The 22,337-nt window shown below is 64.5% G+C and carries 23 protein-coding genes; 21 read left to right on the forward strand and 2 right to left on the reverse strand.

From position 1 onward, the window contains the following. The first annotated feature begins 13 nt into the window (after positions 1 to 13). The 21 genes from V6N07_RS05975 (at position 14) to purU (ending at position 20,865) form a co-directional block, all read left to right on the forward strand. Complete coding sequence (locus V6N07_RS05975; RefSeq protein WP_371154786.1) at positions 14 to 1,489, forward strand: CpaF family protein; 1,476 nt, start codon at positions 14 to 16, stop codon at positions 1,487 to 1,489. Between the two features lie 3 nt (positions 1,490 to 1,492). Then, entirely contained in the window at positions 1,493 to 2,461 is a 969-nt protein-coding gene (locus V6N07_RS05980) for a type II secretion system F family protein (RefSeq protein WP_371154787.1), read from the forward strand. A gap of 9 nt (positions 2,462 to 2,470) precedes the next feature. After that, positions 2,471 to 3,448, forward strand: a complete 978-nt coding sequence (locus tag V6N07_RS05985; RefSeq protein WP_371154789.1) for a type II secretion system F family protein — start codon at positions 2,471 to 2,473, stop codon at positions 3,446 to 3,448. Continuing rightward, entirely contained in the window at positions 3,448 to 4,026 is a 579-nt protein-coding gene (locus V6N07_RS05990) for a tetratricopeptide repeat protein (protein ID WP_371154790.1), read from the forward strand. Before V6N07_RS05985 ends, V6N07_RS05990 begins: the two co-directional genes overlap by 1 nt. 37 nt (positions 4,027 to 4,063) lie before the next feature. After that, on the forward strand, positions 4,064 to 4,909 hold the full coding sequence (locus tag V6N07_RS05995; protein ID WP_371154791.1) for a tetratricopeptide repeat protein: 846 nt from the start codon (positions 4,064 to 4,066) through the stop codon (positions 4,907 to 4,909). Between the two features lie 12 nt (positions 4,910 to 4,921). Next, on the forward strand, positions 4,922 to 5,440 hold the full coding sequence (locus tag V6N07_RS06000; RefSeq protein WP_371154793.1) for a prepilin peptidase: 519 nt from the start codon (positions 4,922 to 4,924) through the stop codon (positions 5,438 to 5,440). Between the two features lie 72 nt (positions 5,441 to 5,512). Continuing rightward, positions 5,513 to 6,832 carry an ATPase gene (locus V6N07_RS06005; RefSeq protein ID WP_371154795.1) on the forward strand — a complete coding sequence of 440 codons (1,320 nt, stop codon included), beginning with the start codon at positions 5,513 to 5,515 and terminating at the stop codon, positions 6,830 to 6,832. A 98-nt stretch (positions 6,833 to 6,930) separates the two neighbouring features. Further along, positions 6,931 to 7,404, forward strand: a complete 474-nt coding sequence (locus V6N07_RS06010) for a hypothetical protein (protein ID WP_371154797.1) — start codon at positions 6,931 to 6,933, stop codon at positions 7,402 to 7,404. Between the two features lie 202 nt (positions 7,405 to 7,606). Next, complete coding sequence (locus tag V6N07_RS06015) at positions 7,607 to 8,077, forward strand: hypothetical protein (RefSeq protein ID WP_371154799.1); 471 nt, start codon at positions 7,607 to 7,609, stop codon at positions 8,075 to 8,077. A gap of 112 nt (positions 8,078 to 8,189) precedes the next feature. After that, entirely contained in the window at positions 8,190 to 10,592 is a 2,403-nt protein-coding gene (locus V6N07_RS06020; RefSeq protein WP_371154800.1) for a ligase-associated DNA damage response DEXH box helicase, read from the forward strand. 110 nt (positions 10,593 to 10,702) lie between these two features. Continuing rightward, a complete protein-coding gene (pdeM, locus tag V6N07_RS06025) occupies positions 10,703 to 11,368 on the forward strand; it encodes a ligase-associated DNA damage response endonuclease PdeM (protein ID WP_371154801.1) in 666 nt (221 codons plus the stop codon). Next, positions 11,365 to 11,898 (forward strand): lipocalin family protein, encoded by a 534-nt coding sequence (locus V6N07_RS06030; RefSeq protein ID WP_371154803.1) that lies wholly within the window; start codon positions 11,365 to 11,367, stop codon positions 11,896 to 11,898. The genes pdeM and V6N07_RS06030 overlap by 4 nt, the downstream gene beginning before the upstream one ends. A 285-nt stretch (positions 11,899 to 12,183) precedes the next feature. Beyond that, positions 12,184 to 13,086: a Hint domain-containing protein gene (locus V6N07_RS06035; protein WP_371154805.1), complete on the forward strand. Its 903-nt coding sequence runs from the start codon at positions 12,184 to 12,186 to the stop codon at positions 13,084 to 13,086. Positions 13,087 to 13,265: 179 nt separating this feature from the next. Further along, on the forward strand, positions 13,266 to 13,886 hold the full coding sequence (gene rpsD / locus V6N07_RS06040) for a 30S ribosomal protein S4 (RefSeq protein WP_371154806.1): 621 nt from the start codon (positions 13,266 to 13,268) through the stop codon (positions 13,884 to 13,886). A 135-nt stretch (positions 13,887 to 14,021) separates the two neighbouring features. Further along, positions 14,022 to 14,768, forward strand: coding sequence for a LuxR C-terminal-related transcriptional regulator (locus V6N07_RS06045; RefSeq protein WP_371154808.1), 747 nt, complete (start codon positions 14,022 to 14,024; stop codon positions 14,766 to 14,768). Positions 14,769 to 14,865: 97 nt separating this feature from the next. Beyond that, on the forward strand, positions 14,866 to 16,284 hold the full coding sequence (locus tag V6N07_RS06050; RefSeq protein ID WP_371154809.1) for a homospermidine synthase: 1,419 nt from the start codon (positions 14,866 to 14,868) through the stop codon (positions 16,282 to 16,284). 268 nt (positions 16,285 to 16,552) lie between these two features. Then, the gene (locus tag V6N07_RS06055; protein ID WP_371154810.1) at positions 16,553 to 17,095 is read left to right on the forward strand and encodes a sigma-70 family RNA polymerase sigma factor; all 543 of its coding nucleotides are present in this window, start codon (positions 16,553 to 16,555) and stop codon (positions 17,093 to 17,095) included. Then, a complete protein-coding gene (locus V6N07_RS06060) occupies positions 17,092 to 17,793 on the forward strand; it encodes an anti-sigma factor domain-containing protein (RefSeq protein ID WP_371154811.1) in 702 nt (233 codons plus the stop codon). Before V6N07_RS06055 ends, V6N07_RS06060 begins: the two co-directional genes overlap by 4 nt. A 106-nt stretch (positions 17,794 to 17,899) precedes the next feature. Beyond that, a complete protein-coding gene (locus tag V6N07_RS06065; protein WP_371154812.1) occupies positions 17,900 to 19,126 on the forward strand; it encodes an MFS transporter in 1,227 nt (408 codons plus the stop codon). Between the two features lie 37 nt (positions 19,127 to 19,163). Next, positions 19,164 to 19,814 (forward strand): peptide-methionine (S)-S-oxide reductase MsrA, encoded by a 651-nt coding sequence (msrA, locus tag V6N07_RS06070; RefSeq protein ID WP_371154814.1) that lies wholly within the window; start codon positions 19,164 to 19,166, stop codon positions 19,812 to 19,814. A 166-nt stretch (positions 19,815 to 19,980) separates the two neighbouring features. Next, positions 19,981 to 20,865, forward strand: a complete 885-nt coding sequence (purU, locus tag V6N07_RS06075) for a formyltetrahydrofolate deformylase (RefSeq protein WP_371154815.1) — start codon at positions 19,981 to 19,983, stop codon at positions 20,863 to 20,865. A gap of 9 nt (positions 20,866 to 20,874) precedes the next feature. On the opposite strand, the gene V6N07_RS06080 is transcribed toward purU, so the two are convergent. Beyond that, complete coding sequence (locus V6N07_RS06080) at positions 20,875 to 21,261, reverse strand: nuclear transport factor 2 family protein (protein WP_371154817.1); 387 nt, start codon at positions 21,259 to 21,261, stop codon at positions 20,875 to 20,877. Next, entirely contained in the window at positions 21,258 to 22,268 is a 1,011-nt protein-coding gene (hemB, locus tag V6N07_RS06085; RefSeq protein ID WP_371154818.1) for a porphobilinogen synthase, read from the reverse strand. The genes V6N07_RS06080 and hemB overlap by 4 nt, the downstream gene beginning before the upstream one ends. Positions 22,269 to 22,337: the final 69 nt, after the last annotated feature.

The raw sequence follows: 22,337 nt of genomic DNA on the forward strand, positions 1-22,337 counted from the left end.
CGAGGAGGTCGAGATGTTCTCACGCTACAAGAAGCCGCAGATCCAAGGCGCGCGTCCCATCGGCGCGGCCGAATTGGAAGCGACGGTCGAGAAGGTTCAGAAGCAGGCCGTCGAAACGACGGGCAAGCCGGTCGGCGTGCCGGATGCCGTCAAGGCCAAGATGAAGCCACAGACGAAGGACGCGGCGCCCGCCCCGGCGGACAAGGATCTCAAGCGGCGCATCCGTATCGAGGAACTCAAGACCGAGATGCACCACAGGTTGCTGGACAACCTGAACCTCGGCGCGGTCGAAAAGGCCGATCCGTCGGCCCTGCGCGCCGAGATCATCGCGATCACGACCGAAGAGCTGTCCGAAATGGGGGTGGTTCTGGGACGCGAGGACCGCGACATCCTGAATACGGAGCTTTTCGACGAGGTGACGGGTCTCGGCCCGCTGGAGCCACTCCTGAAGGACCCGGACGTCAACGACATCCTCGTGAACGGACCGCACAACATCTACGTGGAGCGGGCCGGCAAGCTGTCCAAGTCGGACATCCGCTTCAAGGATGAAAAGCACCTGCTGCGGATCATCGACAAGATCGTCTCGGCCGTTGGGCGCCGCGTCGACGAATCGAACCCCTATGTCGATGCGCGCCTGAAGGACGGGTCGCGTTTCAACGCGATGGTTCCCCCGGTTGCGGTCGACGGCTCGCTGGTGTCGATCCGCAAGTTCAAGAAGGAAAAGCTGGGTATCGACAAGCTGGTCGAATTCGGCGCCTTTACCGAGGAGATGGCCACGTACCTTCAGGCGGCCTGCGCCTGCCGGCTGAACGTCATCGTTTCGGGCGGCACGGGCTCGGGCAAGACGACGACGCTGAACGCCCTGTCGTCCTTCATCGGCAACACCGAACGCGTCCTGACGATCGAGGATACGGCCGAACTTCAGCTGCAACAGGATCACGTCGGCCGAATGGAAAGCCGCCCGCCCAACGTCGAGGGCAAGGGCGCGGTGACGCAGCGCGACTGCCTGCGCAACGCCCTGCGGATGCGCCCCGACCGCATCATCGTGGGCGAGACGCGTGGCGAGGAAGTCATCGACATGTTGCAGGCCATGAACACCGGCCACGACGGCTCGATGACGACGATCCACGCCAACTCCTCGCGCGATGCGGTCAGCCGGTTGGAAAACATGATCGCGATGGCGGGGATCGAGATGCCGATCAAGGCCGTACGCGCACAGATCTCGTCGGCCGTGAACCTGATCGTGCAGGCCAGCCGCCTTCAGGACGGCTCCCGGCGCATGACCTCGATCTCCGAAGTGACGGGGATGGAGGGTGAGGTGATCACCATGCAGGAAATCTTCCGCTACGAGCGCCTCGGGTTGGAGCCGGACGGCACCATCATCGGCCGCTTCACCGCGACCGGCATCCGCAGCCATTATTCCGATCGCTTCAAGGCCTGGGGCTATGATCTGCCTTCGTCGATCTACGAACCCGCCGGGGGACGCTGAGCCATGGAACTGAGTATCGAACCCCTTATCTACCTAGCGATTTTCGGCAGCGTCTACCTGATCATCGGCGGCATCTACATGCTGGTGTTCGGCAAGTCGATCAAGCTGAACAACCGGGTGAACCGGCGGCTGGAGCTAATGGAAAAGGGCGCCACCCGCGACGAGGTGATGGCCGTTCTGCGCAAGGAAATGTCGCAGCACGACAGCGCCAAGAACATCCCGCTCTATTCCCTGCTGGCGGAAAAGGCGCAGAAGGCGAACCTCGCCTTCACGCCCGGCATGTTGATCGGGATCATGATCCTGCTGGTCGGGGTCAGCTTCGGCCTGCTGTCCGTCCTGACCGCGACCGCCCTGCCGATCCGCATCCTGTTGTCGGTCGCCTTCGGCGTCGGCGGCGTCTACACTTGGGTCAACGGTCAGGCCAAGAAACGTCTGGCGATGCTGGAAGAACAGTTGCCCGATGCCGTCGAACTGATCGTGCGCAGCCTGCGTGTCGGGCATCCGCTGAACTCGGCCATCGGGATCGTCGCCAAGGAGGTTGCAGACCCCTTGGGCACCGAGATGGGGTTCATCGCGGACGAGGCCGCCTATGGCCGCGACATCCCCGACGCCCTGCGCGGACTTGCCGAACGGGTGGAATTGCAGGATCTGCGTTTCCTCGCCGTGGCCGTCGCCATTCAGCAGAAATCCGGCGGCAACCTCGCCGAGATCCTGGAAGGTCTGTCCAAGGTGGTGCGCGCGCGGTTCAAATTGTTCCGCAAGGTCAAGGCCATCACCGCCGAGGCCCGCTGGTCCGGAATGTTCCTGTCGGCCTTCCCGATCCTCGCCCTTGTCGGGATCAACGTGATGAAGCCGGACTACTACGCCGACGTCAAGGACACCGCCTATTTCATCCCCGCAGCCGCTGTCGTCTGCGTGTTCCTCATCGTGAACGTCATCTTCATGCGGATGATGGTCAACATCAAGGTCTGAGGGTCACCCATGGAACTGCTCACCCCCGTGATCGAGGCGCTGCTTGGCCCTGACGGCATGATCTATTTCGCCGGCGCCGCGGGCCTCATCCTGATCCTGCTGGCTGCGCCGATGGTGATGACCAAGAAGGTCGAGCCGCTGGACCGCATCGCCGAACAGCGCAAGGCCGCCGTCCTCGATGATCTTGAGACGGAGCGGCTTTCGCGGCACGGTAAGCGCAACGAGCATCTGGCCAAATACGCCAAGTATCTGGAGACGGAGGACAAGGAAGAACTGTCCAAGACCCGCCTGATGCTGACGCGCGCGGGTTACGCCCACAAGGACGCGGTGCGCACCCTGACGGCGGCGCAACTGCTGCTGGGTCTCGGCCTGATGGCGCTTGCCGCAATCTATGTCTTCGTCCTGTCGGGCGGGATGTCGATGACGAACACGGTCCTCTATGTGATGGGACCGGGGGTCGCGGGGTACTACGCCCCGAAATACTGGCTGACCAAGCGGGTCGCCAAGCGGCAGGAAGAAATCCAGGACGGGTTCCCGGATGCGCTGGACCTGCTGTTGGTCTGCGTCGAGGCGGGCCAGTCGCTGGACCAGTCGATCATCCGCATGGCGACGGAAATCGAACCCTCCTACCCTGCGCTGGCCAGCGAGTTCCTGATGGTCGCGCAGGAGATGAAGGCCGGCAAGGACAAGCCCGATGTCCTGCGGTCGATGGCGGAACGTTGCGACCTGAACGATATCACCAGCTTCGTCACCGTGTTGATCCAATCCGCCAGCTTCGGCACCTCGATCGCAGACGCCCTGCGCGTCTATGCCAACGAGATGCGGGACAAGCGCGTGATGCGGGCCGAGGAAAAGGCCAACGTCCTGCCAACCAAGCTGACCGTGGGGACGATGATGTTCTGCGTGCCGCCGTTGCTGATCATCCTGATCGGGCCATCGCTGCACGGGATCGCCGCGACCCTGTCCGGCACGGCCTCCGCGTTCTGATGCGTGGGCTTCCCCTGATCCTCGCCGCGGTCGCGGTTGCGGTTGCCGGGTGCAACCCCACGGCCCTCGTGCAACGGGGTGCCCATGCGAACGACCCCCTTGCCCCACCGGGGCACGCCCGCCGCGCAGGCGACGGGATCGATCCGCTTATCGTGGGGGATCGCCTGCTTGCCGCCGGCGAGGCGGAGCTCGCACTCGACAGCTATATCCGTGCGGCCGCCGCCGATGGTCTGACCGGTGACGTGCAGATGGCGATGGCCAGCGCGAACATCAAACTGGGCCGGTTGCATCAGGCGGAACGTCTGCTGCGCGATGTGCTGGAACTGGAGCCCGAGAATGCTGGCGCGATGAATAACCTGGGCGTCGTTCTGTTGGAAAAGGGCGAGCTGGGCGAGGCGCATCGCGTGTTCCGTGCGGCCTTTGCGCTACAACCGACGCCGGAAATACGGGAAAACCTGCGGGTGACGGGCGCAAAGCTGGACAGCCGCACGTATGATGATGAACATGACAGCGAAGCCTTCACGCTGACGGCGCGCGCCGGCGGGGTCTACACCCTGAACGCGCCCGGACGGCAATAACAAAAACCGAAGGCATCGAGCAGAAAAGGACGCAGATATGCGCCAACGGTTCGCAACAGCCCTCCTCATCGGGGGGAGTCTGATCCTGTCGGGATGCAATGCCTTGGGCAATGCCGATGTGTCGCGCGCGGTCGCCAACGCCGAAGCGGCAGAGGCCGACAGCATTCGCGACATCATGCTGACCGTTGCCGACCCGCGCGAAGCCGTGACCTATTTCAACCGCCAGATCTCCGAGTCGCCGTCCGATATCGAACCCAAGCGCGGCCTTGCGCGCAGCCTTGTCCGCGCCGGTCGCCAATCCGAGGCGGTTCTGGCGTGGCGCAAGGTGATGGACCACCCGGACGCCGAAGACGCCGACACCGTGGAACTGGCCGATGCCCTGATCCGCACCTCGGACTGGAACGGCGCCAAGGCCGTCCTCGACAGCGTGCCACCGACACATGAGACGTTCAAACGCTACCGGTTGGAGGCGATGGTTGCGGACAGCAACCGCCAATGGACCCGCGCAGACAGCTTCTATGAAACCGCCGTCGACCTGACGACGACGCCTGCGGGTGTGCTCAACAACTGGGGATACTCCAAGCTGACGCGCGGCGACGGTGCCGCGGCGGAGCGGTTGTTCACCGAGGCGATCACCTATGATCAGGGCCTGTTCACGGCCAAGAACAACCTTGTCCTGGCCCGCGCATCGCGCCGGACCTATGCCCTTCCGATCATTCCGATGACCCAGGAGGAGCGTGCGCAGCTGTTGCACACCGCGGGTCTTGCTGCGGTGAAACAGGGCGATGTCGATATCGGGCGCAGCCTGTTGCAGGACGCCATCGACACCCACCCACGGCATTTCGAACCCGCCGTTCGCGCGCTTCAGGCGCTGGACGCTTAAGGAGCGCCGGGCATGTTCACAGATCTCGCCATCACGCAGACCCAAGGCCTCATCTTCGGCCTTCTGACGCTGCCGATCACCTTGTGGGTCATCTATACGGACCTCACCGAACAGAAGATCAAGAACAAGGCCGTCCTTGCCATGTTGGCCGTCTTCGTGGTGGCAGGCATCTTCCTGATGCCGCTTGAGGATTACGCCTGGCGCTATGCACATTTCGCGATCGCGCTGGCGATCGGCTTCGTCCTGTCGATGGTCGGCATCGGCGCGGGCGACGTCAAATACGCGGCTTCGGTCGCGCCGTTCGTGGCGCTGCCCGATCTGCAGGCGGTCGGCGTCCTGTATATCGGGTGGTCGGTGATCCTCATCGTCGGCATCCTGATCGCCTGGCGGATCCCGGCGTTGCGCCGTGCCTATCCCGATTGGGTCTGGTTCGGCGAAGCAGGCAAGGGCCGCAAATCCAAGATCCCGCTTGGTCTGGCCCTCGCCCCCGCCGCGAGCAGCTATTTTCTGCTGGGGGCGATCGGCGGCTAGGCGCACCACAGGTACAAGGTTTGTTAAAGGCCGGCGGCTAGAACCGCAGGCATCGCCCGGAGGACGAGAGATATGAACATGCAGGCCCCCACCGCCGCCATGAGCGTCCCCGCCCCGGCGCAGCCAAAGACGCTTGAAGATACCGGTCTGACCCATGTCATGATGCGGGATATCCTGCTCAAGACGGTGTTCCGCAAATCCATCGAAACCACGCGGGAAATCGCGGCCACCATCCGTCTGACCACCGGGCTGACGCAGCAGCTGATCGATCAGGCGCGCGATGCAGGCATGATGCAGGCCACGGGCACGATGCACGCGGGCGCCTCGGCCGAAATGGGATTCCAATTGACCGACGCGGGCAAGGCGCGGGCAGCGGACGCCTTGGCACAATCGGAATACTACGGTGCCATGCCCGTGCCGTTGGAGATCTACAAAAGGCAGGTCGCCGCGCAATCGGTCAAGAATGTCCGTCTGACGCGTCAAAAGCTGCTCCGCTCCATGGGCCACCTGATTCTGCCCGACGGCCTGCTGGATCAGCTTGGCCCGGCGGTCGGATCGGGCCGGTCGGTCCTGCTCTATGGTCCGCCGGGCAACGGCAAGTCGTCGATCGCCGAAGGCATCCGCGCGGCCTTGGGCGACAACATCTGGATCCCGCAGGCCATCGAATACGCGGGGCAGGTGATCACCCTCTACGATCCGATCGTGCACACGGCCGTGGACATGGGGTCGGACGGGGATGCCTTGCGCAAGACGAACCACCGCGTCGACACCCGCTATATCCTGTGTCAGCGGCCGACGGTGATGACGGGCGGTGAGCTGACGCTCGACATGCTCGACCTCAACTACAACCCGACGGCGCGCACCTATCAGGCCAGCCTGCAACTCAAATCCTCGGGCGGGGTGTTCATCGTCGACGACCTTGGCCGTCAGGCGGAACCACCACAGAAGATCATCAACCGCTGGATCGTTCCGATGGAGATGGGATACGACATCCTGTCGCTGCAATCGGGCGAGAAGTTCGAGGTTCCGTTCGACACGCTGGTCGTGTTCTCGACCAACTATCACCCCAACAAGATCTTCGATCAGGCGGCGCTGCGCCGGATCTTCTTCAAGGTGCTGATCGACGGGCCGACACAGGGCCAGTTCCTCAAGATCTTCGCGATGGTCGCCAAGAAGAAGAAGTTCGAGCTGGACGAAGCCTCGCTCGTACACCTGCTCAAGCGCAAGTACCCCGAGATCGACAACGTCTATGCCAATTTCCACGGACAGTTCCTGATCGATCAGATGATCGCGGCCTGCAACTTCGAAGGCCTGCCCTATCGCATGACACCGGAACTGGTCGATCGCGCCTGGGCCAACCTGTTCGTGGAGGAAATCGATATCGTCCACTGACGATCTTGTCGGGCGCGTACGCGGGCCCGGCCAAGAACGGCCAAGAGAATGCGAAGACATTCCGGCCGATACCAATCGAGCAAGAGGCAGGAACCATCATGAATCTGACATTCACACCGCCCGCGGTCCTGACATCGCGTGCCGTCGTGTTGCCCGCGGTTGCCATCGCCATCGCCTGTGCCGCCGCCGTCCTGACCCTGGGAACAGCGCGGAATGCGGCCGACTCCTTTCGCAAGGCCAGCAGCGCGACCGCCCCGCTGGTGAACGTCGAATTCGTCGCCGCCCCGCAACAGCCCGATCTGCGCGATGCTCTGGAAGCGGCCTGCGCCGCCACCGGCTGCGATGCGCCCCTGATCGGATCGCTCGTCCTGTCGGCGGCGATCGGCATGACGGAAACGGATTTGCGCAGCGCCCTTCGCGCACAGGTGGTCCAGCTTGAACGCCTGCAGGCGGAGATCGAAGGCGTTGCAGGTTCGGACGCCGCGAGTCCACTGCGCCTGCAATGGACCGCCGAGGCACAGATTGCGGATCTGTACCGCGCCGAACTGGACCGGCGCGCCGCGCTGAACTGATCCGAGACGCGATGACCCGGATGGCATGCACCACGGATCCGTGGAGCATGTCCCCCCTGCGTGGTACGGGGGTGCGAGACAACGGGCAGCCCCCGAAAAGGCACGAATGTTGTCAATCGCAAGCCACATAGGCGCCACGTTTGCCCATCATCACTGCCGTCAGTGAAACAACCCATGTCCAAGCAACTGACGAGTGAACACCATGACCCAGCAGAATTTCCTTTCGAATGAATCCGGCGCCGTTACGGTCGACTGGGTCGTCCTGACAGCCGCTCTCGTCGGTTTGGGCCTTGCGGTCATGGGGGTCATCTCCACCGGCATCGAGCAGCAGTCCGACAACATCGACAATCAGCTGACCTCTGGCACGATCATCCGGACCGCGTTTACCGGTTCGCCCGCAGCTGCCCGTGACACTGCTTGTACGACCTACGGCTCCTGCGACACCTCGCTGAGCAGCTCGGCCCTGCAGGCCCTGACGACGGCCGATCTGGGCAACGTCTCGGCCGTCACCTACGGGTCCGACTATGCCAGCAACAACGGCATGACATTCGACGGCGATGGCGCGGTCACCAGCTATGGCTCGGGCAACGCGACCGATTACGACGCTGCCGTTGCCGCGACGACCGCTCAGAACGCTCTGATCGACGCCGAAAAGGCCGCTCGCGCCAACTGATACCACGATCTCTCTCGTGCGTTGGAAAGGCGGGCCTTCGGGTCCGCCTTTTTCCTGTTCAGGATAGTCCGGCCGGTTTTGCTTTGGCCCCAGACGCCCTACGTCGCCCTCCATGAACCTGCCCCTCTCCCTCTCCACCTTCTTCACCGCCCGCGGCTGGTCCCTGCACCCGCATCAGACGGACATGCTCGCGCAGAAGGACCTGCCCTCCCTTTTGCTGATCGCGCCAACGGGGGGCGGCAAGACGCTGGCCGGGTTCCTGCCCACGCTGGTGGAATGCGCTGACGGGCACGAGGGGCTGCACACCCTCTACATCAGTCCGCTCAAGGCGCTGGCCAACGACATCCGTCGCAACCTGAGCACCCCGATAGAGGAAGCGGGCCTGCCCATCCGGGTCGAGGACAGGACGGGCGACACCTCCTATACCAAGCGACAGCGTCAGAGGGCCGATCCCCCTCAGATCCTGCTGACGACGCCGGAATCGCTCGCCCTGCTGTGCAGCTACCCGGACGCGGCCCGCACCTTCGCCGGGCTCAAGCGTGTCATCGTGGACGAGATCCACGCCCTTGCCGACAGCAAGCGTGGCGATCAGCTGATGCTGTGCCTGTCGCGCCTGCAGACCCTCGCCCCCGGCCTGCGCCGCGTCGGCCTGTCGGCCACGGTCGACGACCCTGCCGTCATCGCCCACTACCTCGCGCGGCATCCCGACCCCTGCCCCATCCTGCACGCAGACCCCGGCCCGCCGCCCGATATCGCGGTGCTGGAGACGGAGGAGGCCCCACCATGGGCCGGTGCGGGCGGGCGCTATGCGATTCCGGCGGTTCTGGAACAGGTCCGCAAGCACAACACCACGCTGATCTTCCACAACACCCGCGCGCAGGCCGAGATCTTCTTTCACAATCTGTGGCTCGCGAACGACGACGCCCTGCCCATCGGCATTCACCACGGGGCGTTGTCCAAGGAGGCGCGGTTGCGCGTCGAACAGGCGATGGTCGCCGGATCGCTCAAGGCGATCGTCGCCACCGGGTCGCTCGACCTCGGGATCGACTGGGGCGATGTGGACCTGGTGATCCAGATCGGCGCACCGAAGAAGGTCAAGAACCTCGTGCAGCGGATCGGTCGCGCGAATCACCGTTACAACGCGCCGTCCAAGGCGCTGATCGTGCCGGCCAACCGCTTCGAGGTTATCGAATGCCACGCGGCGTTGGAAGCGGTCCGCGCGGGCGATCTGGATGGTGATCTGCGCCTCGACGGGCCGCGCGACGTGTTATGCCAGCATATTGCCTGCCTCGCCTGCGCGGGCGATTTCCACGAGGACGAGCTGTTCGCCGAGGTAAAGACCGTCGGTCCCTATTCCACGCTGACCCGCGCGGCCTTTGACGAATGCCTCGATTTCGTGGCCACCGGCGGCTATGCCCTGCGCGCCTACGACCGGTATCAGCGGCTGAAGGAACGCGAGGCGGGCGTCTGGGGCCTGCGCGACCCGCGGGCGGCGCGACAGATCCGCATGAACCTTGGCACGATCATCGACACCGACAAGCTGAAGGTGCGGTTCAAGGGCCGTGGCGGCGCGCCCCTAGGCGAGATCGAGGAGGGCTTCGCCGCCACCCTGTCACCCGGCGACACCTTCCTGATGGGCGGTCAGATCGTCCGCTACGAGAACATGAAGGAGCTGATCGTCGAGGTCTCCCCCCGCCCCGACAAGGAACCCAAGATCGCCACCTATGTCGGCTACAAGTGGACGACCTCGGTCAGGCTGGCGACCCGCATTCAGGACATGCTGCACGAACAGAGATTCGATGCCCTGCCCGATCACACGCGCGACTGGCTGCAACTTCAGGCACGGTATTCGACCCTGCCGGAACCCGGTCGCCTTTTGGTCGAACAGTTTCCGCGCGACGGGCGCCATCACTGCGTCGTCTACGGCTTTGCCGGGATCAACGCGCATCAGACCCTCGCGCTTCTCGTCACCAAGGGGATGGAGGAGGCAGGCCTCGACCCGCTGGGCTTCGTTTCCAACGACTACGCCACGATGATCTGGGGCCTGAAACCCGTGGGCGACATCCGTCCTTTCCTGCATCAGCACGATATTCGCACCGCGTTGGACCGGTGGTTGGCCGGCAACGCCGTGATGAAGCGCACGTTCCGCAATGCCGCCGTCATCGCCGGACTGATCGATCGCAACTATCCCGGCAAGCGCAGCACCGGCAGGCAAGCCGCGTTCAGCAGCGATATCCTCTACGACACGCTGCACCGCTACGACCCCGATCACCTGATGCTCAAGATCACGGAGGAGGAGGCGATGCGCGGCCATATCGATTTCGGCAGGCTTGAACTGCTTATGCAGACCGTCGGCGACCGTATCGACCAGGTCAAGCTGGACCGGGTGACACCGCTTGCGGCGCCGATGTTCCTCGAACGCGGCATCGTTCCGATCAGGGGCAAGGCGGAAGGCAAGCTGATGCAGGAAGAGGCAGAGAAACTGATGGCCGAGGCCGGCCTGACCCTCGACTGACCCAACCGCCCCTTCTTCCTGGCGGAAATACTCCACGGGGGTCCGGGGGTGTGAAACCCCCGGCGCGCCGCCCCTTGCGCTGGATGACGCAACCGTATCAATAAGAACACATGCGGAACGCTTATCCATTCACCTTCGGCGGTCAGACCCTCGTCGCTCGTGCCTCCGGCGCGCTGCACTGGCCTGCGCAGGACATCCTGGTGGTCAGCGATCTGCATCTGGGCAAATCAAGCCGCATGGCCCGCCGCAATGGCCCCCTCCTCCCCCCCTATGAGGTGACGGACACGTTGCATCGCCTGCAAAATGACATCCTCGAGACCGGCGCGGCGCATGTGATCTCGCTGGGCGACAGTTTCGACGACATGATCGCCGCCACCGAATTGACCCGGACCGATCGCGACTGGATCGACCGCCTGACGGTCGGGCGGCGCTGGACCTGGATCACGGGCAACCATGACCCCGCGCCTGCCGGAATGGCGGGACAATCCACAGATTGCCTGACCGTCGGTCCGCTGACCTGGTGCCATATCGCGACCGACATAGACCGGTTCGAGGTGTCGGGCCACTACCACCCCAAGGCGTCGCTGTCCTTGCGCGGACGGCCCGTTTCGCGGCCCTGTTTCCTGCGGGATGCGCGACGGCTGATCATGCCGGCCTATGGCACGTATACCGGCGGCCTGCGGTCCGGCGATCCGGCGCTGGCCTCGCTCATGGGGGCCGGGGCGCGCGCAATCCTTGCAGGCAGCCCGATGGTCGAGATACCGATGCCCCGATGAAACACCTTCTGCTGCCCCTTCTGCTGGCCGGGTGCACGACCGCGGTCGTCGCGCCGCTTTTGCCCAGTTATCGCGATGCCGACGTGGCGATCGCCTCCAAGGCCGATTTCGATCCGGCGCGCTATGCCGGCCTGTGGCATGAGGTGGCACGCTTTCCCGTCCCGTTTCAGAACGGCTGCGCGGGGGCGACCGCGGAATACACCGCACCAACAGGTGGCGTGATCGGCGTCCGCAACACGTGCCTCGATGCGGACGGTGCGCCCGTTCGGTCGATCACCGGCACGGCCGAGGTCACGGGACCGGGTCGCCTTGCCGTGAACCTGAACGGCGTGCCCCTGACGGCGCCGCTGTGGGTGCTGTGGACGGATGCCGGGTATCGCACGGCGGTCCTGGGTCAACCCGATGGGCGCGCAGGCTGGATCCTGAACCGTGATCCGGTCATTCCGGCCGATCGATTGCGCGCGGCGCTGACGGTGCTGGACTTCAATGGCTATGATACCGGGCAGCTGACCTATTCTGCATCCCGTTAGGTAAGCTTTTCGATAATTGCCCCTGATTCGCGAATCAGGGTTTGACCTGCGAATCGCTAAGCTGCTATCTCGGGTTCAACGGTCGAGCAGAGGCCGGAACAACCATAAAAAGAACCGGTTTGAATCGGGGCAGGTATGTTGGGGACATGTGCGCAGGCGCAAGTCATCTCGTCAGAACAGGTACGAGTGGACGGACGGATTCCGTCCACTCGCGACCCGTTTTCCAGTGGTACGACGTTTCGATGGTTCGGCGACCCGCTTAGGCTGGACGGCGCGCGATCTGCGTTGCTTCTGGATGATGCGGACGGTCATGCGCGGTTGCGCCGGCACCTGCGGGCCACGGTCGCGAAACTGACCCGGTCGCGCGGCGAGGCCGATCTGCCCGCTGAACAGGCCCCCGAAGAAGATATCGACGACCTGATTGTGACCGACGGCCGACGGGAATGGACGGCGCAGTTGGTGCCGACCCTTCGTGGCGACCTGCTGATCCTGTTTACCTCCGGCCTGCCACCGTCCAATGCGTTGCTGCACATCGTGCAGCCCGGTCGTGCCAGCGCACCCACCGCGGGCCGCAACACGATCTGCTTCACACCCGGCACCCGGATCCTGACCGAAGACGGCCCCCGCGCGGTCGAGGATCTGACCCCCGGCGACCTTGTCCTGACGCGGGACGACGGGCCCCAGCCGATCCTGTGGACGGGCCGGCGCCATATCTCGGGTCCCCGCCTTCTGGCAATGCCGCAACTGCGACCGATCCGCCTCAAGGCCGGTGCGCTCGGCCTTGATGAACCTCAGCCCGACCTCGTCGTGTCGCCCGGGCATCACGTGATGCTGTCGGGTCCGAAGGCGCATGCCCTGTGGGGCACGCCCGAGGTTCTGGTCCGCGCGCGCGACCTGCTGGATGATCGCCGGGTGATCGTCGACAGGGCAGCGCGGGATGTGACCTACATCCACCTCCTGTTCGCCCGCCACCAGGTGATCTGGGCCAACCGCGTCGAGGTCGAGAGCTTTCATCCCGGCGACGCCGATCTTGGGCACATGAGCCCGGATGACCTGCGCGACCTGCTGACGGCCGCGCCGGGCGTCGACCGCAGCGGATCCGCCTATGGCGGTCACGCGCGCCGGTGCATTTCGGGCGCGGAACTGGCGATCCTGCGCCATCAGGGGGCGCCCGCCTATCTTGCCTGATGTCCCGGTCCGGCGGAAGGTGAACCACCCCGCTTGACACCCCGCACGCCCCCTTCTAATGGGGCGCTTCCATTGGTGTTGGTGGCCCCCGCAAGGGGATGCCTGTCACGGCTTCGGTCGGGAGGACAACGCCCTTCACGGTCCCATTTGACGGGACGCACAACGAAGGAGATCAGACGGTGACCAAACGCACCTCTGCCAAGTACAAGCTCGACCGCCGTATGGGCGAAAACATCTGGGGCCGCGCCAAGTCCCCGGTGAACCGCCGCGAATACGGCCCCGGCCAGCACGGTCAGCGCCGCAAGGGCAAGATGTCGGACTTCGGTCTGCAGCTGCGCGCCAAGCAGAAGCTGAAGGGTTACTACGGCGACCTGACCGAGAAGCAGTTCAAGCGCATCTTCGTCGAAGCCGCCCGCGTCAAGGGCGACACCGGTGAGAACCTGATCGGCCTGCTGGAGCGTCGTCTCGACGCCGTCGTCTACCGCGCCAAGTTCGTCCCGACGATCTTTGCCGCCCGTCAGTTCGTGAACCACGGCCACGTCACGGTGAACGGCCAGCGCGTCAACATCGCGTCCTACCGCGTCAAGGAAGGCGATGTCGTCGCCGTTCGTGACAAGTCCAAGCAGCTGGCCGTTGTCCTCGAGGCAACCCAACTGGCCGAGCGTGACGTCCCCGACTACATCGAGGCCGACCACTCCAAGCTGACGGCGACCTTCGTGCGCACCCCCGGCCTGGGCGACGTGCCCTACGCCGTGATGATGGAACCGAACCTCGTCATCGAATACTACGCCCAGAACTAAGGGCGGCTGGCGGACGTCTGTCCGCCGGGCATCGAACATCAGGGGCCATTCCGGATCGGGATGGCCCTTTTTCTTTGCGGGATCACGACGCATACGGTACCCTTAAGCCGCGCCTTCCGCGCTGCTGGAACCTGCATGTCCGACCACAGCCTGCGTATGTTGCTCGATGCGTCCGACCGGTTCGCCTCCCTGTCGACGCCCGAGCAGAAGTGGGACATGGCGCAGACCGTTGCCAGGGACTTCGGGGCCGTGGCGGTCAATATCGGCGCAGGATCCCGCCGGACGGGTGATCTTCTGTGGATGCGCAGCAACATGTCACGCACATGGCTGAGCGATTATGTCGATCAGGCCTTCATGACACTGGACCCCTTCGTTGCGGGGGCCGTTCGCAACACCGATCCTGTCTTGCTGAACGCAGGCCGTCTGCGGCGATCCGAGGCTGCCTCGAACAAGGCGTTCGAGATGGATCATCAGCTGAGCGAGGCCGGATATCCGCTGTGTTATGGCGTGCCCTTCACCGGTACCATACGGGGTGCCGGCGGCATGGTCGTCTTCGGGTTCGACCGCGAAGCCGCGCGCAGCTTCACCGAGGAGCGGGCATCGCAGATGCGTCTGGTCGCCGCCGTGATCGCGGCCAACGTCGGCCCGCCCGAAGATGTCACCGCCCCCGGCGTCGTGGACATCCCGACCGGCCGCCTGACCCGGCGGGAGCGGGAGGTCCTGGCCCTACTGGCGGACGGACACGGGAACGACGGCATCGCGGACCGCCTCGGCGTGTCCGAGGCGACCGTGCAGAAACACCTGCGGTCGGCGCGGCAACGCCTGAATGTCCTGTCGCGGGAACAGGCCGTTGTCCGCGCCGTCTCGATGGGCCTGATCTGATTGACTGGGCCAATCACACCAATGTGTTGACCCGACCTCCGGCTTGTCTTGGGGCGTTCCATATGGAAGGGACGGGGCCACCAGATCGGAGGTGCCCATGACCGACCATCCCATTCACGCCCGCATCGACGGCGCCGTCGTCATGATCGGCTTTGGCTCCATCGGGCGCGGCACCCTGCCCCTGATCGAGCGTCATTTCGACTACGACCGAGATCAGTTCGTCGTCATCGACCCGTCCGACACCGCCTGCGCCGACCTCGCGGCGCGCGGCATCGCGCACCAGCAGATCGCGTTGACGCCGGACAACTACCGCGACGTTCTTGCCAAGGTTCTGACGCCCGGCAAGGGGTTCTGCGTCAACCTGTCGGTCGATACCTCCTCGCTGGACCTGATGAAATACTGCCGGGAACTGGGTGTTCCCTACATCGACACGGTGGTGGAACCGTGGGCGGGTTTCTATTTCGACGACCGCGAAAACGCCGCCCGTACGAACTATGCCCTGCGCCAGAAGGTGCGCGACGAGGCCGCGGCAAATCCGGGCGGCAGCACGGCGGTATCCTGCTGCGGGGCCAATCCCGGCATGGTCAGCTGGTTCGTGAAGGCGGCCCTGATGCAACTGGCCGCGGACACCGGCGGATCGACGACCGCACCGCAAACCCGCGACGGCTGGGCGCGGTTGATGCAATCGCTCGGCGTCAAGGGCGTCCATATCGCCGAACGGGATACGCAGGCGCGCACCCTGCCCCGGTCGCGGGATACGTTCGTGAACACATGGTCCGTCGAAGGATTCATCGCCGAAGGGTTTCAGCCTGCCGAACTCGGCTGGGGCACGCATGAGACCTGGTTCCCGGAAAACGGCCGCCGGCACGGCACCGGATGTCAGGCCGCGATCTGGCTGAACCGTCCCGGTGCGATCACGCGCGTGCATTCGTGGTGCCCGACGCCCGGTCCGCAGTTCGGTTTTCTCGTGACGCACAACGAGGCCATCAGCATTGCGGATTACTACACCGTCGGGTCCGGGCCCGGGCCGGAGTACCGCCCCACCTGTCACTATGCCTATCATCCCTGTGACGACGCGGTCCTTTCCCTGCATGAGATGTTCGGCTCCGGCCGCCAGCAGGAGGTGCACCACATCCTGTCCGAGGACGAGATCGTGAGCGGCGTCGACGAACTGGGCGTTTTGCTGTTCGGGCACGAAAAGAACGCCCTTTGGTACGGCTCCCGCCTGTCGAACGACGAGGCGCGCCGCCTTGCCCCCGATCAGAACGCAACCGGCCTGCAGGTGACATCGGCCGTTCTGGCCGGGATGGTCTGGGCGTTGGAGAACCCCGGTCGCGGCATCGTCGAAACCGACGAGATCGACCACGCTCGCTGTCTCGAGGTGCAGACCCCATACCTCGGCCCGGTCGAGGCGCATTATACGGATTGGACCCCGCTTCAGGACCGCTGGCAGCATTTCCCCGAGGATATCGACGAATCCGATCCCTGGCTGTTCCGCAACGTTCTTGCCAGCTGACGCATGGGCGCGCTGCCCGTGCCCCATTGCGGGGGCACGGGCATGTCGGCCGGTGTGCACATGAGACCGACATCGCGGTGGCGCCGCCGGGTCGGGCGCGCGCCGTCGGTCGAACGCACGCACGGCTGTCCGTCAGAGTTTCGGTGCATGCCACCACCGCGAACATTTTATCTCGATTGATCAACGCACTCGCCAACTGCACAAAATTTCGACATAAGCGAGATCGAGGGTTTTGCAGCCATCGCAAGTCAGCGGAGATTCGTGTGTCATGACGGCCTTGTCGGATATCGAAGCCTTGATCGCCCGGATGGGCATCGGTGATCGAGAGGCGTTCTCCGAACTTTATGATGCCACGTCGGGGAAACTATTTGCCGTCTGCTTTCGTGTCCTTAAACAGCGCAACGTCGCCGAGGATGCCATGCAGGACGCCTATATCAAGATCTGGAAGAACGCCGATCGCTACCGCGTGACCGGTCATTCCCCCATGACGTGGCTGATCACGATCGCGCGGAACACCGCCATCGACCGACTGCGCGCGCGGCGCAGCCATGCCGACATTGAAACCTACCACGACAGTCTTGCCGGAAGCGGCCCGACACCCGAACAGGCCGCGATCGCCACATCCGAGGCCCGGCGCGTGATCGGGTGCCTTGATCAGCTGGACGGCGACAGGCGGGATGCGATCCGCGGGGCCTATCTCGATGGTGACACCTACAAGGACCTGTCCGACCGGTTCGACGTGCCGCTCAACACCATGCGGACGTGGCTGCGGCGCGGTCTGGACGCATTGAGGGAGTGCCTGTCGACATGAGCACCGATTTCCCCGAACCCGTCGACGATGACCTGCGCGCCGCCGAACACGCCCTTCACCTGCTGGAGGGGGACGCACGCGCCGCCGCGGACCGCGACATGCTGGACGATCCGTCATTCCGCGCCGCCGTTCACAGGTGGGAGCGGGATCTGGCAACCTTCGCCGACGATCTGGCACCGATGACGCCCCCTGCCCATCTGCGCCGGGCGCTGCACGACCGGCTGTTCCCGGAGGCGGCCAAACAGCCGTTTTGGCGCCGCACCCGTCTGTGGCAGGGACTGACACTTGCTGCCGCCGTGGCGATCGTCGGCCTGATCCTTCTGCCGTCCCTGACGCAGGTGCCCGCGACCGGCCCCGTTTACAGCGCCGAGATCGTCGCCGCGGAGGGCGATTTCCGTGTCGTGGCCGTCGTCGACAAGGTTGCGGATGTCATCGTGCTGACCCGCACCGAGGGCGCGGCCCCGCCGGGCCGCATCCTGCAGGTCTGGGCCCACGGCCCCGATGCGCCCGCGACATCCGTCGGCCTGTGGCCCGAGGGCGATGTCGTCCGCCTGCCCCTGACGCCCACGATCGCGGCCGTCGAGGGTGTGCTGACCATCGGCGTCAGCGAGGAGCCGCCGGGCGGCTCCCCCACCGGATCCCCTTCGGGGCGCGTCTTCGGAACGGTCGATATTCCGGGTGTTGCGGCGCCGGAATGACCCACGCAATCCACGGGTAAAAGGCGTCTGCGCTGTGCCCCGGCCTGCGGGTTCCTGTGCGATCATGCCGATGGACTTCACCCCCCTGCCGGCCTAGCCTCTCGCAATGCGCATCCTGCCCCTGTCCCACGCCCGCGACCTGCCGATCTGGCAGCGCCCCGAGGCGCTTCTGATGCTGATGGCGGTGGCGATGCCGATTGCCTTCGCCACTTGGTCCGCCCTGCTCAACAACTTCACGGTCGAGGTGGCGGGGTTCGACGGCAAGGACATCGGCTGGCTGCATACGGTGCGCGAGATTCCCGGCTTTCTGGCCGTCGGTGTGATCGCGATAATCATCTTCGTGCGCGAACAGGTGCTGGCTCTGGTGTCGCTGATCCTGCTGGGTGTGGCGACCGCGCTGACGGCGCAGTTCCCGAGCCTGACCGGTATCCTGACGATCACCATGCTGTCGTCGATCGGCTACCACTACTACGAAACGGTGAACCAGTCGCTGCAGCTGCAATGGCTGCCGAAGGACCGCGCGCCCAGAATGCTGGGCGTGCTTCTGTCGATCGGGGCGGGCGGCACATTGGTCGCCTATGGCGCCATCGTTCTGACATGGCGGGCCTTCGACCTCAGCTATGACCTTGTCTACTGGGTATCGGGCGGCATCACGGCTGTGGTCGCTTGCGTCGCGTTCTTTGCCTATCCGCAATTCGAAAGCCCGCATCCACAGGTCAAGAAGATGATCCTGCGGCGGCGGTATTGGCTGTACTACCTTCTGCAATTCATGTCCGGCGCGCGGCGGCAGATCTTCATCGTGTTCGCCGGTTTCATGATGGTGGAACGATACGGTCTGAGCGTCGATCAGATGACCCTGCTGTTCATGTCGACCCTCGTGGTGAACATGGTGACCGCGCCGCTTGTGGGTCGGGCCGTGGGGCGGTTCGGGGAACGCTGGGCCCTGATATTCGAATACACCGGCCTGACGATTGTCTTCGTCCTCTATGCCGGTCTGTATGTCTATGACTGGGGCGTCGTCGTGGCCTGCGGCCTGTTCATGATGAACAACGTGTTCTTCTCGCTCGCGCTGGCCATCAAGACCTATTTCCAGAAGATCGCATCGCCGGGGGACATCGCCCCCACCGCGGCCGTGGCCTTTACGATCAACCATATCGCCGCCGTCTTTCTGCCGGCGGGGCTGGGCTATCTTTGGCTGACCTCACCGATTTCCGTCTACGTCGCGGCGGCGGCGATGGCGCTCGTCTCGCTGGGCCTGTCGACCCTCGTGCCCCGCCACCCGGTCGAGGGGCACGAGACGATCCTCGCACCGGCACTGGCCCCGGCGGAATAAGTCCCCATATATGCCTCAACCCCGAAGGAGGCTTCCGATGTTCAACCTGCTGCGCAAGACACCCGAGATGACGACACCCGACGCCGCCCTGCCCGGCCGCGCGACGCCGATCCCCCTGACCGGCGACCACCATGTTTTCGGCGCACCGCTGTCAAACGACGTCCCCGAGGGGATGGAGGAGGCGATGTTCGGCATGGGCTGCTTCTGGGGGGTGGAACGCATGTTCTGGCAACTGCCGGGCGTTCACATGACCCTCGTGGGCTATGCCGGCGGCTACACGCCGAACGCCACCTACGAGGAGGTCTGCACCGGGCGTACCGGCCACAACGAGATCGTCCGCGTCATCTATGACCCGAGCGTCGTCACCTATGACGACCTGTTGCGCGTGTTCTGGGAAGGCCACGACCCGACCCAGGGCATGCGTCAGGGCAACGACACGGGCACGCAGTATCGGTCGGGCATCTATACCTACACCGACGCACAGAAGGCCGCGGCCGAGGCAAGCCGCGCCGCCATGCAGCCCCGCCTGACCAGCGCCGGATACGGCGCGATCACCACCGAGATCGTGGACGCACCGGAGTTCTTCGCCGCCGAAGACTACCATCAGCAGTACCTGTCCAAGAACCCCGGCGGGTATTGCGGGATCGGCGGAACGGGCGTGACCTGCCCGATCGGAACCGGCGTCTGAACCTCCGATCCTGATCACCGTGCTTACGATCGGAAACGACCGGTCGCACGCGCGCCCCACGGCCCCGCGACAAACACGTCACGGGGCCGTTTGCGTCTATTGACGCGTGCGTCACTTGGCCGGACACAAAAAGGGACAGATACCCTTTCCCGACAGGACGCCCGCCATGAAGACCTATGCCCTTACCGTCACGTGCCGCTCCGAGCGCGGGATCGTCGCCGCCATCGCGAATTACCTCGCCGATGCGATGTGCAACATCACCGACAGCGCGCAGTTCGACGACAAGGAAACGGGCAATTTCTTCATGCGCGTCTCCTTCGAGACGGAGGGCGAGGCGGATCTGACCAGCCTGTCCGAGGGGTTCGCCAAGACCGCCCAGACCTTCGGGATGGATTACGACTTTCACGACGAAGCCGTGAAGATGAAGGTCGTGATCATGGTCTCGCGCTTTGGCCATTGCCTGAACGACCTGCTCTATCGCTGGCGGATCGGCGCGCTGCCCATCGACATCGTGGCCGTGATCTCCAACCACATGGATTATCAGAAGGTCGTGGTGAACAACGACATCCCCTTCCACTGCATCAAGGTCACGCCCGAGAACAAGCCGGACGCCGAGGCGCGCATCATGGCCGTGGTCGAGGAGGCGGGCGCCGACCTGATCGTGCTGGCCCGCTACATGCAGATCCTGTCGGATGACATGTGCCAGAAGATGTCAGGCCGCATCATCAACATCCACCATTCCTTCCTGCCCAGCTTCAAGGGCGCGAACCCCTACAAGCAGGCGTATCAGCGTGGCGTGAAACTGATCGGCGCGACCTCGCACTATGTCACCGCAGACCTCGATGAAGGCCCGATCATCGAGCAGGACATCGTCCGCGTCACGCACGCGCAATCGCCCAACGACTACGTATCGCTGGGCCGCGATGTCGAAAGCCAGGTACTGGCGCGGGCCATCCACGCCCACATCCACCGCCGCGTCTTCCTCAACGGCAACAAGACCGTCGTCTTCCCCGCCTCCCCCGGATCCTATGCGTCGGAGCGGATGGGCTGAGGCGGGGCCTCAGAACAATCCGTTGTCGTTCTTGGACGCGTCACCGATGACCTGCAAAACGTCCCAATGTTCGACGATCCGTCCATCGTCATCGAAGCGAAAGATATCCATCCCGGCGTAATCGTCGCTGCCGGGCCATGTCTGATGACAATGCAGGACGACCAGATCGCCCTCGGCCACGGCGCGGACGATGCGCACATGCTTGCCCGGATACTCGGCGGCCATCCGTTCGAAATAGTCGATGAACGCCTGCTTGCCGTCAGCGACGTGGGGGTTGTGCTGAATGTAGACGTCGCCCGCGTGGGCCTTGATCGCCTCGCGCGGGCGGCAGTCGTTGAACATCGTCTCGTAGAAGGCGATCGCGCGCGCCTTGTTGGCGGCAGGGGTGCCGGTCATTCCCACCCGGCCCGGATAAGGCGTGCGGCTTCGGGCGCGAAATAGGTCAGAACACCGTCGCATCCGGCGCGCCGAAAACTCATCAGGCTTTCCATCATGGCCTTTTCCCCGTCGATCCAGCCGTTGCCCGCCGCCGCCCGGATCATCGCGTATTCGCCGCTGACCTGATAGGCATAGGTCGGCACGGCGAAGGTGTCCTTTACCCTGCGGCATATATCCAGATAGGGCATCCCCGGCTTGACCATCACCATGTCCGCACCCTCGGCAATGTCGCGGGCGACGGCGCGCATCGCCTCATCCGCGTTCAGGGGGTCCAGCTGATAGGTTTTCTTGTCGCCCTTCAGGGCACCCGACGCACCGACGGCATCGCGGAAGGGGCCGTAGAAGGCGCTGGCGTATTTGGCGGCATAGGACATGATCGTCACGTCAATCAGGCTTGCCTCCTCCAACGCCGCGCGCATTGCCCCGATGCGCCCGTCCATCATGTCCGACGGCCCGAGGATATCGGCCCCCGCCTCGGCCTGGGCGACGGCCATCTTGACCAGGGCCTCGACGGATTCATCGTTGACGATGACACCGTCACGCACGATCCCGTCGTGGCCCTGGGTGTTGTAGGGGTCCAGCGCCACGTCGGTCATCACCGCCATGTCGGGCACCGCGGCCTTGATCGCGCGGATGGCGCGGTTCGACAGATTGTCGGGGTTCCAGGCCTCCTCGCACAGATCGGTCTTCAAGGTGGGATCGGTGTAAGGAAACAGGCAGATCACCCGGATCCCGGCCTCATGCGCCGCCTGCGCCGCCTCGACCGTCAGATCGACGGAGCGTCGGATCACGCCGGGCATCGACGCCACCTCCTGCGTCGTCCCCTCCCCGTCGCAGACGAACACCGGCCAGATCAGGTCGTCTGCCGACAACCGTTGTTCGCGCGACAGGGCCCGCAGGGCGGGTGTCCGGCGCATGCGGCGCGGACGGGACAGGGGGAAGGCCGGGGGGGATTGTCTGCTCATGATGCACCTTTGTGACACCCGCCTTCGGTCGCACATGCCAAGGGCCGGGATCAAGGCCGCACGCCTTGC

This window comes from Jannaschia sp. 2305UL9-9 (genome assembly GCF_041403465.1).
GTDB lineage: Bacteria > Pseudomonadota > Alphaproteobacteria > Rhodobacterales > Rhodobacteraceae > Jannaschia.

Coding starts and splice junctions, on each gene's coding strand:
- V6N07_RS05975 (WP_371154786.1), top strand. CDS start 14: ATGTTCTCACGCTACAAGAAGCCGCAGATCCAAGGCGCGCGTCCCATC.
- V6N07_RS05980 (WP_371154787.1), top strand. CDS start 1,493: ATGGAACTGAGTATCGAACCCCTTATCTACCTAGCGATTTTCGGCAGC.
- V6N07_RS05985 (WP_371154789.1), top strand. CDS start 2,471: ATGGAACTGCTCACCCCCGTGATCGAGGCGCTGCTTGGCCCTGACGGC.
- V6N07_RS05990 (WP_371154790.1), top strand. CDS start 3,448: ATGCGTGGGCTTCCCCTGATCCTCGCCGCGGTCGCGGTTGCGGTTGCC.
- V6N07_RS05995 (WP_371154791.1), top strand. CDS start 4,064: ATGCGCCAACGGTTCGCAACAGCCCTCCTCATCGGGGGGAGTCTGATC.
- V6N07_RS06000 (WP_371154793.1), top strand. CDS start 4,922: ATGTTCACAGATCTCGCCATCACGCAGACCCAAGGCCTCATCTTCGGC.
- V6N07_RS06005 (WP_371154795.1), top strand. CDS start 5,513: ATGAACATGCAGGCCCCCACCGCCGCCATGAGCGTCCCCGCCCCGGCG.
- V6N07_RS06010 (WP_371154797.1), top strand. CDS start 6,931: ATGAATCTGACATTCACACCGCCCGCGGTCCTGACATCGCGTGCCGTC.
- V6N07_RS06015 (WP_371154799.1), top strand. CDS start 7,607: ATGACCCAGCAGAATTTCCTTTCGAATGAATCCGGCGCCGTTACGGTC.
- V6N07_RS06020 (WP_371154800.1), top strand. CDS start 8,190: ATGAACCTGCCCCTCTCCCTCTCCACCTTCTTCACCGCCCGCGGCTGG.
- pdeM (WP_371154801.1), top strand. CDS start 10,703: ATGCGGAACGCTTATCCATTCACCTTCGGCGGTCAGACCCTCGTCGCT.
- V6N07_RS06030 (WP_371154803.1), top strand. CDS start 11,365: ATGAAACACCTTCTGCTGCCCCTTCTGCTGGCCGGGTGCACGACCGCG.
- V6N07_RS06045 (WP_371154808.1), top strand. CDS start 14,022: ATGTCCGACCACAGCCTGCGTATGTTGCTCGATGCGTCCGACCGGTTC.
- V6N07_RS06050 (WP_371154809.1), top strand. CDS start 14,866: ATGACCGACCATCCCATTCACGCCCGCATCGACGGCGCCGTCGTCATG.
- V6N07_RS06055 (WP_371154810.1), top strand. CDS start 16,553: ATGACGGCCTTGTCGGATATCGAAGCCTTGATCGCCCGGATGGGCATC.
- V6N07_RS06060 (WP_371154811.1), top strand. CDS start 17,092: ATGAGCACCGATTTCCCCGAACCCGTCGACGATGACCTGCGCGCCGCC.
- V6N07_RS06065 (WP_371154812.1), top strand. CDS start 17,900: ATGCGCATCCTGCCCCTGTCCCACGCCCGCGACCTGCCGATCTGGCAG.
- msrA (WP_371154814.1), top strand. CDS start 19,164: ATGTTCAACCTGCTGCGCAAGACACCCGAGATGACGACACCCGACGCC.
- purU (WP_371154815.1), top strand. CDS start 19,981: ATGAAGACCTATGCCCTTACCGTCACGTGCCGCTCCGAGCGCGGGATC.
- V6N07_RS06080 (WP_371154817.1), bottom strand. CDS start 21,261: ATGACCGGCACCCCTGCCGCCAACAAGGCGCGCGCGATCGCCTTCTAC.
- hemB (WP_371154818.1), bottom strand. CDS start 22,268: ATGAGCAGACAATCCCCCCCGGCCTTCCCCCTGTCCCGTCCGCGCCGC.